General features: G+C 73.3%; 15 protein-coding genes. 6 read left to right on the plus strand and 9 right to left on the minus strand.

Annotated elements, in window-relative coordinates:
• The first annotated feature begins 35 nt into the window (after positions 1-35).
• Together NYZ98_RS07690 and NYZ98_RS07695 are read left to right on the plus strand one after the other, a co-directional pair.
• Complete coding sequence (locus tag NYZ98_RS07690) at positions 36-716, plus strand: copper homeostasis protein CutC (RefSeq protein ID WP_262841850.1); 681 nt, start codon at positions 36-38, stop codon at positions 714-716.
• Position 717: 1 nt separating this feature from the next.
• Complete coding sequence (locus tag NYZ98_RS07695) at positions 718-1,905, plus strand: DUF6986 family protein (protein WP_262841851.1); 1,188 nt, start codon at positions 718-720, stop codon at positions 1,903-1,905.
• On the opposite strand, the gene NYZ98_RS07700 is transcribed toward NYZ98_RS07695, so the two are convergent.
• The 6 genes from NYZ98_RS07700 to NYZ98_RS07725 form a co-directional block, all read right to left on the minus strand.
• Positions 1,902-3,638 (minus strand): pyruvate dehydrogenase, encoded by a 1,737-nt coding sequence (locus NYZ98_RS07700; protein ID WP_262841852.1) that lies wholly within the window; start codon positions 3,636-3,638, stop codon positions 1,902-1,904. The two genes, NYZ98_RS07695 and NYZ98_RS07700, sit on opposite strands and share 4 nt — an antisense overlap.
• A complete protein-coding gene (locus NYZ98_RS07705) occupies positions 3,635-4,951 on the minus strand; it encodes an FAD-dependent oxidoreductase (RefSeq protein ID WP_262841853.1) in 1,317 nt (438 codons plus the stop codon). Before NYZ98_RS07705 ends, NYZ98_RS07700 begins: the two co-directional genes overlap by 4 nt.
• A gap of 121 nt (positions 4,952-5,072) precedes the next feature.
• The gene (locus NYZ98_RS07710; RefSeq protein WP_262841854.1) at positions 5,073-6,809 is read right to left on the minus strand and encodes an AMP-binding protein; all 1,737 of its coding nucleotides are present in this window, start codon (positions 6,807-6,809) and stop codon (positions 5,073-5,075) included.
• Positions 6,810-6,869: 60 nt separating this feature from the next.
• Positions 6,870-7,949, minus strand: a complete 1,080-nt coding sequence (locus NYZ98_RS07715) for a hypothetical protein (protein ID WP_262841855.1) — start codon at positions 7,947-7,949, stop codon at positions 6,870-6,872.
• Complete coding sequence (locus NYZ98_RS07720; protein WP_262841856.1) at positions 7,946-9,013, minus strand: LLM class flavin-dependent oxidoreductase; 1,068 nt, start codon at positions 9,011-9,013, stop codon at positions 7,946-7,948. The genes NYZ98_RS07715 and NYZ98_RS07720 overlap by 4 nt, the downstream gene beginning before the upstream one ends.
• Positions 9,014-9,136: 123 nt before the next feature.
• Positions 9,137-10,132: an acyl-CoA dehydrogenase family protein gene (locus NYZ98_RS07725; protein WP_262841857.1), complete on the minus strand. Its 996-nt coding sequence runs from the start codon at positions 10,130-10,132 to the stop codon at positions 9,137-9,139.
• Positions 10,133-10,285: 153 nt separating this feature from the next.
• Here NYZ98_RS07725 and NYZ98_RS07730 point away from each other — a divergent pair, with 153 nt between their 5' ends.
• On the plus strand, positions 10,286-12,049 hold the full coding sequence (locus tag NYZ98_RS07730) for a proline--tRNA ligase (protein ID WP_262841858.1): 1,764 nt from the start codon (positions 10,286-10,288) through the stop codon (positions 12,047-12,049).
• A 188-nt stretch (positions 12,050-12,237) separates the two neighbouring features.
• On the opposite strand, the gene NYZ98_RS07735 is transcribed toward NYZ98_RS07730, so the two are convergent.
• The 3 genes from NYZ98_RS07735 to NYZ98_RS07745 all read right to left on the minus strand — a co-directional run bounded on the left by NYZ98_RS07735 (position 12,238) and on the right by NYZ98_RS07745 (position 13,491).
• Positions 12,238-12,435, minus strand: a complete 198-nt coding sequence (locus NYZ98_RS07735) for a DUF4236 domain-containing protein (protein ID WP_262841859.1) — start codon at positions 12,433-12,435, stop codon at positions 12,238-12,240.
• A 79-nt stretch (positions 12,436-12,514) separates the two neighbouring features.
• Positions 12,515-12,991 carry a ferritin-like domain-containing protein gene (locus NYZ98_RS07740; RefSeq protein WP_262841860.1) on the minus strand — a complete coding sequence of 159 codons (477 nt, stop codon included), beginning with the start codon at positions 12,989-12,991 and terminating at the stop codon, positions 12,515-12,517.
• Positions 12,988-13,491, minus strand: a complete 504-nt coding sequence (locus NYZ98_RS07745) for a twin-arginine translocation signal domain-containing protein (protein ID WP_262841861.1) — start codon at positions 13,489-13,491, stop codon at positions 12,988-12,990. The genes NYZ98_RS07740 and NYZ98_RS07745 overlap by 4 nt, the downstream gene beginning before the upstream one ends.
• A 185-nt stretch (positions 13,492-13,676) precedes the next feature.
• Here NYZ98_RS07745 and rimP point away from each other — a divergent pair, with 185 nt between their 5' ends.
• From rimP to NYZ98_RS07760, 3 genes are read left to right on the plus strand one after another with little or no spacing between them, the layout of a single operon-like run.
• The gene (gene rimP, locus NYZ98_RS07750; RefSeq protein WP_262841862.1) at positions 13,677-14,228 is read left to right on the plus strand and encodes a ribosome maturation factor RimP; all 552 of its coding nucleotides are present in this window, start codon (positions 13,677-13,679) and stop codon (positions 14,226-14,228) included.
• Between the two features lie 10 nt (positions 14,229-14,238).
• Entirely contained in the window at positions 14,239-15,252 is a 1,014-nt protein-coding gene (gene nusA, locus NYZ98_RS07755; RefSeq protein WP_262841863.1) for a transcription termination factor NusA, read from the plus strand.
• Positions 15,236-15,529 (plus strand): YlxR family protein, encoded by a 294-nt coding sequence (locus tag NYZ98_RS07760; protein ID WP_262841864.1) that lies wholly within the window; start codon positions 15,236-15,238, stop codon positions 15,527-15,529. The genes nusA and NYZ98_RS07760 overlap by 17 nt, the downstream gene beginning before the upstream one ends.
• Positions 15,530-15,576 lie beyond the last annotated feature (47 nt).

Here is a 15,576-nt window from a genome sequence, read left to right on the forward strand (position 1 = left end):
ACTCAGGACAGGAGGGTCCGATAACCTCAGGTCCCATGACCGGATCGCTGCTCGAGGTGATCGCGCTGGACGTGCGCGACGCCGTGGCCGCAGAAGAGGGCGGCGCGGACCGCCTGGAGATCGTGGCCGACATGTCCGCAGGCGGGCTGACCCCCGCCGCGGAGACCGTCGCGGCGATCGCCAAGCAGTCCGCGCTCCCCCAGATGGTGATGCTTCGCGCGAACGGGGGGTTCACCGTGACCCCCGAGGAGCTCGAAGGGCTGGAGCGGAGCGCGCGCGTCCTGGCCGAGGCGGGCGCGGCCGGGTTCGTGTTCGGCTTCCTCGACGACCAGGGCGTGGTCGACCTCGCGGCCACCGAAGCCCTCATCCACGCGGTCACCCCCCTGCCCTGGACCTTCCACCGCGCCGTGGACAACGCCGCCGACGTCCAGGCGGGCTGGCGCGCCGTGCGCCTCCTGCCGAACCTCGCCACGGTGCTCACCTCGGGCGAGGTGTCCGGGATCGCGGCGGGGCTGCCCGTATTACGCTCGCGCGCCGAAGCGGGCGACGCGCCTCTGATCCTGGCCGGCGGCGGCCTCAAGCCGCATCTCCTCCCCCCGCTGCTCGACTACGGCGTCCGGGCCTTCCACATCGGGAGCGCCGCGCGGCAGTCGTGGTCCCACCCGGTCGACCCCGAGCGGGTCCGGCGGTGGCGGGACCTGGTGGACACGATCTGACGTGCGGGTCACCCTCGGCGGCCACCACGTCCCGGGCTTCGACGCCGCCCACCGCGAGCAGACCGGGCGCTACCCCGGCCCCGCGGCCGCCTGGCAGCCCGTGCACACCGTGTACGTGCCCGCCGACCGCTTCGACCGCCACACCGTGGCGTCGTGGGGACAGACGGCCCTGGGGCTCCTGGAGGGCCACCTGCCGGGAGACGCCGAGACGGCGGAGGTGTTCGGTCTGCCGGCCGGCCTCGCGGCCGACGTGCGCGGCCGGGTCGCGCGCAAGCTGGCCGCCGAGCCCGTCGAGGACCTGAGGATCGACTTCGAGGACGGGTACGGCGTGCGCCCCGGCGCCGAGGAGGACGCCCACGCCGAGCGCGCCGCCGAGGCCGTCGCCGCGATGCGCGCCGACGGCACCCTGCCGAGACGCTGGGGACTGCGGGTCAAGTCGTTCGCCGACGGCGACCCCGGGCGGAGCCTGCGGACCCTGGACGGCTTCCTCACCGGCGTCACCGGCCGGGCGGGCGGGCTGCCGGACGGTTTCACGATCACCTTCCCCAAGGTGCTGATGGAGGCCTATCTCCGGCAGTTCACCGCGTTCCTCCCCTCCCTCGAGGACGGCCTCGGGCTGGCGCGGGGGACGCTGCGCTTCGAGATGCAGGTGGAGGCGCCGCAGACCGTGATGTTCCTGCTGCGCTCGCCCGACCTGGTGCCCTCGCTGGGCGGGCGGCTCGCGGCGGCGCACTTCGGCGTCTTCGACTACACCGCCGCCTGCGGTCTCCCGCCCGCCGAGCAGCGCCTTGACCATCCGGTCTGCGACCACGCCCGCGAGGTCATGCGCACGGCGCTGGCCGGCACCGGCGTGGAGCTCTCGGACGGCTCCCTGGCCGCCTCGCCCGCCTCGGACGCCACCGAGGACGTGCACGCGCTGTGGCGCGCCCACGCCGCGATGACGCGCCACTCGCTGCGCCACGGGTTCTACCAGGGCTGGGACATGCACCCCTCGCACCTCGTCAGCCGGTACGCCGCCGTCTACGCCTTCCACCTGGCCGATCGCGACGCCCACGCCGGGCGGGTCCGCGCCTGGGAGGCGCGGCGGGACGCGGGAGGCGGCGTGATGGACGAGCCCGCCACCGTCAAGACCCTGCTCGCCGCCCTCGCCCGCGCCCGCGACGCACTCGGCGAGCCCACCCCCGGCTAGGGGCGCGGGATGTTGCGGAGGTTCGCCCTGGCCATCTCGATCATCTTGCCGACGCCGCCGCCGACGACGGTCTTGCCCGCCGCGAGCGCGAACCCCTTGACCTGGGCGGGAGTGATCTTCGGCGGCACCGCCAGCACGTTCGGGTCGGTCACCAGGTCGACCAGGTACGGCCCGGGGGTGGCCAGGGCGTGGGCGAGGGCGTCGCGGACCTCCGAGGGCTTCTCGACGCGCACCGACGGGATCCCGGCCCCCGCCGCGATGGCCGCGTAGTCCACCGAGGCGTGGTCGGTCTGGTAGTCGGGGAACCCCTCGACCAGCATCTCCAGCTTGACCATACCGAGCGACGAGTTGTCGTACACGATGATCTTCACGGGCAGGTCGTGCAGGCGGACGGTGAGCAGTTCGCCCATCAGCATGCCCAGCCCGCCGTCCCCCGACATCGAGATTACCTGGCGGCCCGGATAGGCGAACTGGGCGCCGATGGCGTGCGGCAGCGCGTTGGCCATGCTGCCGTGCAGGAACGAGCCGATCACCCGCCGGCGGCCGTTCGGCGTGAGGTAGCGGGCGGCCCACACGTTGCACATGCCGGTGTCCACGGTGAACACCGCGTCGCCGGCCGCCAGCTCGTCCAGGACGGCCGTCGCGTACTCGGGGTGGATCGGCATGTGGCGCTCGACGTTCTTGGTGTACGCCTCGACGACGCGTTCGAGGCCGCGGGCGTGCGCGCGGAGCATGCGGTCGAGGAAACCCCGGTCGGTCTTCGGCTCCACCGCCGGCAGCAGGGCGCGCAGCGTCTCGCCGACGTCGCCGTGCACGGCGACCTCCAGGGGGACGCGGCGGCCCAGCTTGGTGGCGTCGTGGTCGACCTGCGCGGTGCGTTCCTGCGGCAGGAACATGTCGTAGGGGAAGTCGGTGCCCAGCAGCACGACCAGGTCGGCCTCGCGCAGCGCGTCGAAGCAGGCGCCGTACCCGAGCAGGCCGCTCATGCCCACGTCGTAGGGGTTGTCGTACTGGATCCACTCCTTGCCGCGCAGGCTGTGCCCGACGGGGGCGCCGAGCCTCTCGGCCAGCGCCATCACCTCGTCGTGGGCGTTCTCGCACCCGGCGCCGCAGAACAGGGCGACCTTCCTGGCGGCGTTGAGCGCGCCGGCCAGCGCGGCGACCTGCGAGGGCGGCGGGCTCACGACGCCGTGCTCCACGACCGGCGCGCCGGTGCCGGTGGGCCTTGTGGCCGGCATCGCGGCGACGTCGCCCGGCAGGACGACCACCGACACCCCGCCCCTGCCCTGCGCGAACCCCATGGCGACGCGCAGCACCCTGGGCATCTGCTCAGGGACGCTGATCATCTCGCAGTAGTGGCTGCAGTCTGCGAACACCCGCTCGGGGTGGGTCTCCTGGAAGAAGCCGGTGCCGATCTCGGGCGAGGGGATGTGCGAGGCCAGGGCGAGCACGGGCGCGCCCGTGCGGTGGGCGTCGTACAGGCCCTGGAGCAGGTGGGTGTTGCCGGGGCCGCAGCTTCCCGCGCACACCGCGAGCCTGCCGGTGAGCTGGGCCTCGGCCGCCGCGGCGAACGCGCCCGCCTCCTCGTTGCGCACGTGGACCCAGTCGATGCCCTCGGCCCTGCGGATGGCGTCCACGACGGGGTTGAGGCTGTCGCCCACGACGCCGTAGACGTGCCGCACCCCCGCCTGCAGCAGCACATCCACGAACTGCTCGGCGACCGTGCCGCTCATGAGGGGAGGTGCCCGCAGGCCGAGAGCATCGCGGGGCGGCCGACCAGCTTGACGTGCTCGCCCCGGCCGAGCGAGGCGGCGAGCGCCGCCTCCGCGCCCTCGATGGCGAGCCAGTCGCCGTAGGTCACCGGCCGCACCCCCCGCGCCGCCAGCAGGTCGGTGAGCCCGGCCGCGGACGCGCCGCGCCTCGGGCCCTCGGCCAGGTCGGCGAGCAGGGTGCGCACGGTCTCGGCGGCGTCGGACTTGTTGGTGCCGATGACGCCGGTCGGCCCGCGTTTGAGCCACCCGGCGACGTACTGCCCGGCCGACACCCGCCCGGCGACGTTCGGCACGGTCATGGTCGCCTCGTCGAACGGCACGCCCGGCAGGGCGACGCTCTGGTAGCCCACCGAGCGCAGCACCATGCCGGCCGGGACGGTCTCGAACTCGCCGGTGCCGACGACCCGGCCGCCGTCCAGCCGGGTGCGCTCCAGCCGGAGCCCCTCGACGCGCGAGGTGCCGAGGATCTCCACAGGGCGCAGCCAGAACCGCACGTCCAGCCGCCGCGGGCGCCCCGTGGGGGTGTTGCGGCACCAGGACCGCAGGACCTCGACGTTGCCCCGGATCTGCCGCGACAACGCGCTCACGTCGGCGTCCCCCGCCTCCTCCGGGCGGACCAGGACGTCGCAGTTCGGCAGCTCGCCGAGCTCCCGCAGCTCCTTGAGGGTGAACTTGGCGTGCTCGGGGCCGCGTCTGCCGATCATGTGGATGCCGGTCACCTGGCTCTTGGCCAGCCGGTCGAGCACTTCCTGCGGCACGTCGGTGGTGCGCAGCTCGTCGGCGGTCTTGGCCAGGATCCTGACCACGTCGACCGCGACGTTGCCGACGCCGATCACCGCCACCTCGGGGCTGTCCAGGGCGAACGCGTCGGGCGGCATGTCGGGGTGGCCGCAGTACCAGTTGACGAAGTCGGTCGCGGCCACGCTCCCTGGCAGGTCCTCGCCCGGGATGCCGAGCCGCCGGTCGACCATCGCGCCCGTGCAGTAGACCACCGCGTCGTAGGCGGCGGCCAGGTCGGCGGCCGAGATGTCCGAGCCGAGCTCGACACCGCCGAGGAACCGCACCGAGGGCAGCTCAAGCACCCGCCGCAGGTAGCCCGCGATCGACTTGATGGAGGTGTGGTCCGGCGCCACGCCGTATCTGACCAGTCCGTACGGGGTGGGCAGCCGGTCGATCACGTCGATCTCGACGGGCTCGCCCGCCTGCTTCGTCAGTGCCTCGGCCGTGTAGATCCCGGCGGGACCCGATCCCACGATCGCCACGCGGAGCGACATGTGGCCTCCTTAGCGGGGCTCGTCGCCCCACGATGTCATGCGGCCGATTCTCGCGGAACGCGGAGCCTCCGGCCAGGCCCGCGCGCCGGGCGCGCCGGGGCGGTCCCGCTTCCGTCACCCCTCATCCTGCCCCGGGCGGCGGGTCCTCTCCCGTCTTGGACGGTGAGCTTCCGTTTCCCCGGTCCCGCTCGGCGGCCTCGGCGCGCAGGCGTGCCTTGTCGACCTTGCCGTTCGCGTTGACGGGCAGGGCGTCCACGACGAACACCCGCCGGGGGACCTTGTAGTTCGACATGTTCCCCCGCGCCCAGCCGATGATCTCGGCGGGGTCGGGCGCGGCACCGGGCCGCGGCACCACGAAGGCGCGGCCCGCCTCGCCCGAGCGCTCGTCGGGGACGCCGACGACCGCGGCCTGCGCCAGGTCCCGCCGGTGCAGCAGCAGGCCCTCCACCTCGGCCGGCGAGACGTTGAAGCCGTTCACGATGAACAGTTCCTTCTTGCGGTCGACCACCGCGAGGTTGCCGTCGCCGTCCAGGGTGCCGATGTCGCCGGTGTGCAGCCAGCCGTCCTCGATCACCTCCGCGGTCTTGTCCGGCTCGCCCCAGTAGCCGCGCATCACGCCGTATCCGCGCTGGAGGATCTCGCCGCGCTCGCCGGCCGGTACGTCGCGGCCGTCGTCGCCGACGACCCTGACCTCGATCCCCGGCACCGGCCTGCCGGTCGAGGAGGCGATCACCTCCACCGGGTCGCCCGCGCGGGTCATGGACACGACCGTGCCCTCCATCAGGCCGTACGCGTTGATCACCCGTTCCAGCCCGGCCTCGCGCAGCAGGCGGTGGATCAGCTCGGCGGGCACGGCGGCGGCGCCGCAGATCGCCACGCGCACCGAATGCCCGGTGAGGTCCACCTCGTCCAGCAGGCGGTGGAACAGTGTGGGGGCCCCGGCCAGGATGGTGATCCGTCCCTCCTGGACGAGCTCGCGGAACCCGCCGGGGGTGAACGTCCTGACGGGGATGAGGGTGGCCCCCCGCATGACCCCGGCGACCAGGCCCGCGTTCAGGCCGAACCCGTGCGCGAACGGCGCGATGACGGGGTAGCGGTCGCCCTCCGCGAGGGTGACGATCTCGGCCCAGTCCCAGTAGCCGCGCACGACCTGCCCGTGGTCCAGCATGACGCCCTTCGGCGTGCCGGTGGTGCCCGAGGTGGACATGATCTCGCAGAGGTCCTCAGGCCGCAGGCCGAGCGCCCGTTCCTCCGCGGCCCGCTCGCTCACGCGCGCGGCGGCGGACAGGACGGCGGACGGCTGGAGCGCGCCGGGATGGGGGAGACCCTCGGGCACGATGGCGTGCCGCAGCTCGGGCAGCCCGGCGTACGGCCGCCCGCCGTCCGCGTCGTCACCGTCGTCCGGCCCGCCGTACGCCCTGCCGTGGGGCGGCGCGGGGACGTGGGCACCGGCGGCCAGGGCGAGCACCTCGGCGAAGGGGGGAGCGCCGTCCAGGTTGTCGCCCATGATCAGCACGCGGGCGCCGGTCGCCCGGAGCACCTCGGCCGCCTCGATGCCCTTGTACCGCGACGAGAGCGGCACGATGACCGCGCCCGCGTCCCAGATGCCGTACGCGCCCGCCGCCCAGTGCACATCGTTGAGCCCCCAGATGGCGACCCGGTCGCCGCGCTCGACGCCGAGCGCCATGAGCCCCCTGGCGATCAGGGCGGCCCGGTCGCGGAGCCCGGCGAGCGTCAGCCGCGTGTCCCCGTCGGCGATCACCGTGACGCCGGGGTGCCGCGCCGCCTGGTCGCGCAGCATGCGGGGGATCGTCCCCCAGTCCGGCACGCCGCCCGCGCTCCCGCCGTCTGGAACCATGCTTCGCGCCTCCGGTTTCGCCGGCCCCCCGGAACGGCCGTCCAGGGGGCCGCGTGTCGCTCAGTGGGCTATGGCGGTGCGGTCGCGGCCGAGGTGGTGGCCCCGGGCGTCGGTGACCGTGCCGGGACGTGCGGTCTCGGCCACCTCACCGTCGACCTCGACCTTCAGTTTGACCGGGGTGAGACCGGCCAGGGACTGCTCGATCCTGGACCGCCACATCGGGTTCCCGATCAGGCCCGCGCGGTTGAAGGAGACCTTCAGCGTCGCGGCGTCGAGCGTCCCCTGGCGGGAGACCGCGAGGTCCCAGGCCGACACGCCGTCGATCTTGGACAGCGCCTTCTCGACGCGGGGCAGCGACAGCCACAGGCCACGGACCAGGACGTGGTCGCCGACCGTGTGGGACGGCGCGGGGACGCCGTCCCCCGGCCCGCCCGGCACCTGGGCGACGTGCCCGGTGCGGACCACGGTGCCGTCCAGGGCGGAGTGGGCGGACGGGGTGAGCACCAGCTCGGCCAGGCCCGCCGACCCCTCGAACGGCGAGTCCTTGTCCAGCGAGGCCAGGCCGAGGACGCCGCCGGTCAGCGGGGTCAGCGACGCGTCCTGCGAGCCGCGCCACGCCAGCGCGCCCCCGCTGAAGGGGTTGACGTAGACCTCCGTCACGCGGGCCTCGAACTCGCCCGCCAGGTGGGCCATCGTGCGCCGGGAGGCGATCTCGCCGACGAGCACAAGGTGCCGCAGCCCGAGGTCGAGCGGATCGAGCAGGAACTCCAGGTGTAGCCGGGCGAGGAAGTCCATCGCCCCGGTGGGCGTGGTCACCAGTGTGGTGGCCCCGAGCGTGCGCAGGGCGTGGTGCAGCCGCATCCGGCCGCGCGGCCCGGCCGAGGCGGACGCGGCGGCGGCCTCGGCGCCCGCGAGGGCCCACAGCGCCCCGGCGGGCTCGGCCAGCGCCACCACGACCCGGTCGTCCCCGCCGACCCCGGAGGCGGCCAGGGCCTGGACGGTCAGGTCCAGCGCCGCCGCCCTGTCGCCGGCGTCCAGCGGCCAGGCGCCCGACGCGTCGGGCGCGACCTGCAGCAGGCCGGTGGCGGTGCGGGCGGCCGTCCCCAGGTCGTCCCTGGTCAGCCAGCGGGTCGCGCTCAACGCATGACCTCCCCCATGAACAGTTCGATCGAGGCGCGTACGCGGTCGTCGGCCAGGCCGCCCACCTGGGCCTGGAGGATCAGGTCGGTGGCGCCGGCCTCGGCGATCCTGGCGACGGCCTTGCGCGAGCCCTCCACGTCGTCGACCACCACCATGAGGTGCTCGCGCAGCGTCGCCATCGCCTCCTCGGGCGGCATCCCGGCGGCGAGCTGGCCGAGGACCCTGTGGGTGGCGTGCCGCGCGTCGTAGTAGTCGGGCGGGGTGACGAGGTTGACCTGCCGCCGGATGTACCACAGGACCGGGTCGGCGGCGGTCGCGATGGCCTCCTCGCGCGTCGGCGCGACGTGCCAGGGGATCATGAGCGCGATCCTGCGGCTCTCGGGGTCGAAGCCGTTGTCGGCCAGGCACTCCTTGTACCTGGCGATGTCGGCCGCCACGTCGTCGATGCCCTTGAGCATCGTCATGCCGAGCAGGTTGTACCCGTGCTTGGCCGCCGCCAGGTACCCCTCCAGGGAGGTCGAGGCGACCCAGACCGGGGGGTGCGGGACCTGGGTGGGCCGGGGGTAGACCGCCACGTCGGGGATCTCGAAGAACTCGGTGGACCGGGTGATCGGCTCGCCGTCGGCGTTCCAGATCGCCAGGACCGCCTCCAGGGACTCCTCCCACAGCTTGCGCGACTGCTCGAACGGCCGCTTGAAGGCCTGGTACTCCAGCGGCGACGCGCCTCGGCCGGTGCCGAACTCGACGCGCCCGTTGCTGAGGACGTCCAGGGTCGCGACCCGCTCCGCGGTGCGGATCGGCGACTGGAAGGGCAGCAGGACCACGCCCAGGCCGAGGTGGATGCGCTCGGTCCGCTGGGAGATCGCGGCGAGGACCAGGTCCGGCGCCGAGGAATGGGAGAAGCCCCGGGTGAAGTGGTGCTCCACGAACCAGGCGGTGTCGCATCCCAGGCGGTCGCCGAGCACGACCTGGCCGATCACGTTCTCGAATGTCCGGCGTTCCACTTCGCGGGTGCGCCCGCGGACCTCCAGTTCGTATCCCAGGCTGATCCGTAGGGACGTCATCCGCGCCTCCGTTCCACCATCTCGGACCACATTTACTTAACCAAGCGCTCGCTTGGCGAGATTACCAGCCGCCCCCGGGCCGGTCCAGCGCGCCACCCCCGCCGCCTAGGGGGACGCCGGCGGTTAGGGGGTCGCGAACACCGTGGCCGCCAGGCGGGCGCGGTGGGCCTGGGGAGGACCGAAGAGCTGGGCGTCGGAGGTGGCGCGCTTGAACAGCAGGTGGGCGTCGTGCTCCCAGGTGACGCCCACGCCGCCGTGGACCTGGATGTTCTCGCCCGCCGCCGTGAGATACGCCTCGGTGCAGTACGACCCGGCGATGGCGGCGCGCACCGGAAGCTCCTCCCCGCTCGCGCGGGCGGCCGCGTACGCGGCGGACCTCGCCGACTCCACCAGCAGCAGCACGTCGGCCAGCTTGTGCTTGATCGCCTGGAAGGCCCCGATGGGGCGGCCGAACTGGTGGCGGGCGCGGGCGTGCGCCACCGAGGCGTCGAGGCAGCGCGCGGCACCGCCCGCCTGCTCGGCGGCGAGCCCGGCCACGCCGAGGTCGCGCACCCGCGCCGCGGGCCCCGCGTCCCCGAGGTCGCGCACGGGGGCCCCGTCGAAGGTCAGCTCGGTGAGCGGCCGGGTCGGGTCCAGGGTCGTGAGCGCCCTGCGGGCCGTCGGCACCGCCTCGACCAGGCGGCCGTCCACGTACGCCAGGACGATCTCGCCGTCCAGCGCGTACGGGGCCGTGCCGTGCAGGCGCCCGCTTTCCAGCCGCAGGTGGGCGTCACCGGGCAGCAGGACGGTGGCGGTGGCCTCGCCCCCGGCGATGGCGGGCAGCAGGCGGCGCGCGGCCTCCTCGTTCCCGCACGCCTTGACCGCCTCGGCGGCCAGCACGACGGTGGACAGGTAGGGGAGCGGCGACAGGGCCCGGCCGATCTCCTCGCAGACGACCGCGACCTCCGCCATGCCGCAGCCCGCGCCGCCGTGCTCCTCGGGGATCGCGAGCCCGGCGACGCCCAGCCCGGCGGCGAACCTCCTCCACCGCTCTTGCATGTCCTCGCCGGGCGGGCGAGGGGCGCGCAAAAAGGCGCGTACGGTGTCGCGCAGCTCGCGCTGCTCCTCCGTGAGGTCCATGCCGTTCAGATTACCAAGCGATTGCTTGGTTCCCGGCGGGCCGGGCCGCCGGTGGAAGGGTGGGGCGGCGGTGGGGGCCGGCTTAATTCGGGCGACGGCCACGCGAGAGTCGATAGCCTGTACTCCTGTCATCCCCGCGACCGAGGAGTAGCCGTGCTGCTGCGTATGTCCACCCTGTTCCTGCGCACCCTGCGTGAGGATCCGGCGGACGCGGAAGTGCCGAGCCACAAGCTGCTCGTCCGCGCCGGCTATGTCCGCCGCGTCGCCCCGGGCATCTACTCGTGGCTGCCCCTCGGCAAGATCGTCATGGAGAACGTCGCCCGCGTCGTGCGCGAGGAGATGAACGCCATGGGCGGCCAGGAGGTGCTCTTCCCCGCGCTGCTCCCTCGCGACTACTACGAGGCGACGGGCCGCTGGACCGAGTACGGCGACACGCTCTTCCGGCTCAAGGACCGCAAGGGCGGCGACTACCTGCTCGGGCCCACCCACGAGGAGATGTTCACCGACATGGTCAAGGGGGAGTACTCCTCCTATAAGGACTATCCGGTAATCCTCTATCAAATCCAGACGAAGTACCGCGACGAGGCGCGCCCCCGGGCCGGCATCCTGCGGGGCCGCGAGTTCATCATGAAGGACTCCTACTCCTTCGACCTCGACGACGACGGCCTCAAGCGCTCCTACGAGCAGCACCGCGAGACCTACATCCGGCTGTTCGACCGGCTCGGCATCGACTACAAGATCGTGTTCGCGATGTCGGGCGCCATGGGCGGCTCGGCCTCCGAGGAGTTCCTCGCGCCCTGCGTCACCGGCGAGGACACCTTCGTGGCCTGCCACAACTGCGGATACGCGGCCAACGCCGAGGCCATGGTCACCCCCGCGCCCCCCGCCGAGACCGCCGCGCACCCCGCGTCGCGGGTGCTCGACACCCCCGACACCCCGACCATCGACTCGCTGGTCACGCTGGTCAACGAGCGGTACGACCTGCGCGTGACGGCGGCGGGCACGCTCAAGAACATCGTGGTGAAGGTCACCACCCCCGGCTCCGGCAAGCCCGAGACGCTGGTCGTCGGCCTGCCCGGCGACCGCGAGGTCGACTTCAAGCGCCTGGAGGCCGCGCTCTCCCCGGGCGTCCCCGAGATCTTCGAGGCGGCCGACTTCGCGCGGCATCCCGGCCTGGTCCGCGGCTACATCGGCCCCCAGCTCCTGAAGGAACTGGGCATCCGCTACCTGGTCGACCCCCGCGTCGTCACGGGCTCGTCCTGGGTCACCGGCGCCAACGAGCCGGGCAAGCACGCCGCGCACGTCGTCGCCGGGCGCGACTTCGAGCCCGACGGCACGATCGAGGCCGCCGAGGTGCGCGCGGGGGACACCTGCCCCCGGTGCGCCCACCCGCTCACCATCGACCGGGGCATCGAGATCGGCCACATCTTCCAGCTCGGCCGCAAGTACGCCGACGTCGCCGGCCTGGACGCCCTCGGCCCCGACGGCAAGCCCATCCGCATCACCATGGGCTCGTACGGCGTGGGCGTCTCCCGCGCGGTGGCCGTGCTCGCCGAGCAGAAGCACGACGAGCTGGGCCTGGTCTGGCCCCGCGAGGTGGCGCCCGCCGACGTGCACGTCGTGGGCACCGGCAAGGACAACCAGGTCGAGGTGGCGCTGCGGCTCGCCGCGGAGCTGGAGGCCAAGGGCCTGCGCGTGCTCGTCGACGACCGCCCCGGGGTCTCGCCGGGGGTGAAGTTCAAGGACGCCGAGCTGCTGGGCGTCCCGACCATACTGATCGTCGGCCGGGGGCTGGCCCAGGGGGTCGTGGAGCTGCGCGACCGCAGGACCGGCGTCAAGGAGGAGATCCCCATCGCCGAGACCGCCCGCCGCGTCCTCGCCGCCGCTTCCGAGCCCGGCCCGGGCCACCCGGCCTGACCCCGCGCCCGCCGGGGAGCGGGTCCGCCGGCCCCGTCGCGCTCCGAGGGGCCCGCCCGCCCGTCAGGGCGGGCCGCCCGCGCATGGTGAGGGGGGCTCGCCGCCCTTCGGCCTTGGGCGGCGGGCCCCCTGTCACGTGCCGTTCCGGTCGGGGACCGTGCGGCACGCGTCTCTGGTCCTGGCGGCGGCTAGTCGCGCGCCCGGCTGCCGCCCAGCGTCTTGCGCCAGTGGAAGCCGCCAGGCAGGTTCACGGTGATGGTGCGCCGCCCGTCCGCGGTCTTGGTGACACGGAAGCCACGTCCGCCGTAGCTGTGCCCGACACCGCTCCGCGACAGGTTGAGCCTGAACGGCCCCATCTTGACCGACTTACGGTAACTCCAGCCCATTTGTTCCTCCGTGGTCTTCCGATGGAAGGTCAACTACCCGCGAGACCATCGGCAAACGTGGACATTTGGGCGGATTCGCCTACTGGCTCAGGGAAACCGGCGGTGACGTGCCCGGTTCCGCCGACGGAGAGGGGCCGGGCTCGCGGGCCGGCCAGCCGGGGAACGTGGCGATCACCGGCCGCCAGCCGTACCCCCTGACCGCGCACTCCTGCATGGCGAGCGCGGCCAGCCTGCGCAGCGACGCGTCGTCCACGGCGGCCAGTTCGAGATAGGCGGCGGTGACGCGGTCCTCGACGAGCGCGGCCAGCCGGACCGCGTCGCCCGCGGCCGTCACCGGGAACGGCAGATCGTAGGCCGCACCGGACTCCGACGGGGTGCCGCCCCTGGCCGTGATCAGCTCGCGGAGCTGGTCGCGCCGCGCGCGGTGGGCGTTGAAGCCGGCCACCGCGGTGCTCCGCCGGTCCCCGCTGGTGCGCGCGCCGACGACGCCGTAGGCGTACACGGCGGCGTGCTCGGCGTCGAGCGCCTTGTTGAGCCCCTTGAGCGTGTCGATCACGGTGTCCTCGCCAGGGCCGCCGCGTGCGCGGCCTCGCAGGCGCCGATGCACGCCAGGAGCTGGGCCAGGGGAGGGGAGGCGCCGCCGATCTGGCGGGGGCGGGTGGCCGCGCTCCTGCGCTCCAGCTCGCGCAGCCGTCCGACCGAGACGCGCGCGGTGGCGGGCGGGGAGCCCGCGGAGACCGACGGGGAGGGCGAGGCGGGCGGCGGGGCCGGTGGCAGGCGGCGCCTGAGCTCCACCAGGTGGGCCTCGTGGCGGTGCTGGAAGGGCTGGAGCGTGGTGGCCAGCCGGGTGCCCGGGCGGGCGGCCTGCCGGTACAGCGCCACGATCTGCTCCTTGTCCGCGATGACCTTGGTGAGCAGCACGGTCTCGGGGTCCGGCGGCGCGGCCGGGTCGACCGGCGCGGCTTCTGGCGGCGCGCAGCCGGCGACGGCCGCGGCGACCGCTCCGGCGGCGGTGCCCTTCAGCACCGCGCGCCGGGACAGGGCACGCTGACGCACGGTGCTGCCTCCCGTGAATGACGGCTTTTCCTGGCTTGGCACATAGCATCGTACGGCGCGTCGCCGGGTGGGTAACCGAGTGGCGCTCTTTCCGTGCCCCGGTGTCGATAGGCTGGTGAACCGTTGGGCGAGGTACGCCTTCGGCCGTCTCGCGAGATGGCTGACAATTCAACTGGGAGGTCAACATGGGCGCCGACGCTCGACGTGACCGCCTGATAAAGCTTCTCGAACCCGTCGCCGCCGCCGAGGGCCTCGACCTCGAGGATGTCACCGTCACCCCGGCGGGCAAGCGCCGGCTCCTCCGCGTCATCGTGGACGGCGACCGCGGGGTGAGCCTCGACAAGGTCGCCGACGTGAGCCAGGCGGTGTCGAAGGCGCTCGACGACAGCGACGCGATGGGCGGCAGCCCGTACGTCCTGGAGGTCACCTCGCCCGGGGTGGACCGCCCGCTGACCGAGCCGCGCCACTGGCGCCGCGCCAAGGGGCGGCTGGTGAAGGCCGACCTGAATGACGGCACCTCCGTGGAGGGCCGCATCCTGGACGTGGACGACTCCGGCGTCGGCCTGGAGGCCGAAGGCGCCGCCCGCAGGCTGGGGTGGGCCGAGCTGGCCAAGGGCCGGGTGCAGGTGGAGTTCCGCCGTCTCGACGGCACCGACGGGCTCGACGATGAGTCCGCCGGGACCGGCGACGACGAAGATGACATAGAAGACCACGCCGACGACGGCGACGAGGGCTAGGGGGAGCCTTGTGGACATTGACATGAGCGTCCTGCGCAGCCTCGAACGGGAGAAGGACATCTCCTTCGACCTGGTCGTCAAGGCGATCGAGGACGCGCTGCTGATCGCGTACTTCCGTACCGAGGGGGCCGCGCCCAAGGCGCGCGCCGAGCTCGACCGCGCCTCCGGGCACGTGATGATCTACGCCTCGGAGCTCGACGAGGAGGGCCAGGTCGTCAGGGAGTACGACGACACCCCTGGCAACTTCAGCCGCATCGCCGCGACCACCGCCAAGCAGGTGATCCTCCAGCAGCTCCGTGACGCCGAGGACGAGATCAACTTCGGCGAGTTCGCCAGCCGTGAGGGCGAGCTGGTCGCGGGCGTCATCCAGCAGGGCAAGGATCCGCGGGTGGTGCTGGTCGACCTCGGCAAGATCGAGGCGATCCTCCCGCACAACGAGCAGGTCCCCGGCGAGGAGTACGTCCACGGCGAGCGCCTGCGTTGCTACGTCGTCCAGGTGAAGAAGGGGCACAAGGGGCCGTCGGTCACCCTGTCCCGCACCCATCCGAACCTCGTGAAGAAGCTGTTCGCCCTGGAGGTCCCCGAGATCGCCGACGGCACGGTGGACATCGCGGCCATCGCCCGTGAGGCGGGCCACCGCACCAAGATCGCGGTGCGTTCGCGCCGGGGCGGGGTCAACGCCAAGGGCGCCTGCATCGGCCCGATGGGCTCGCGGGTACGCAACGTGATGACCGAGCTGCACGGCGAGAAGATCGACATCATCGACTGGTCGGAGGACCCGGCGGACTTCGTCGGCAACGCCCTGTCACCGGCGCGGGTCACCCACGTCGAGGTCGTCGACCTCGAAGGCCGCGTGGCCCGGGTGACCGTGCCCGACTACCAGCTTTCGCTGGCGATCGGCAAAGAGGGGCAGAACGCCCGGCTCGCCGCCCGCCTCACGGGATGGCGCATCGACATCCGCCCCGACACCCAGGCGACGGCGGCGGGGGACGCGGTCGGTCCTGCCGATGCCTCCACAAGGTAAGCTTGAGAACGGTGGCCGGGCGGCCCCGCTGAGAACATGCGTGGGCTGCCGGGTTCGCACGGTAAAGTCCGAGTTGCTCCGCCTGGTGGTGGTCGAGGGCGAGATCGTTCCCGACCAGCGAGGACGGCTGCAGGGCCGGGGTGCGTATGTGCATCCGACCCTGGGCTGCCTGGAGCTCGCCGAACGTCGCCGGGTGTTTCCGCGCTCGTTTCGTGTCGCGGGACCACTCGACATGGCGGGTCTGCGGGCTTCTCTAGCGGGGCTTGACGTCGAGTAGGACCGGGTGAATGGTTACCAACTGTCATGTAGGACGCCGAGTCGATG

It is taken from the genome of Sphaerisporangium corydalis, assembly GCF_025506355.1.
In the GTDB taxonomy this organism is placed as follows: domain Bacteria; phylum Actinomycetota; class Actinomycetes; order Streptosporangiales; family Streptosporangiaceae; genus Sphaerisporangium; species Sphaerisporangium corydalis.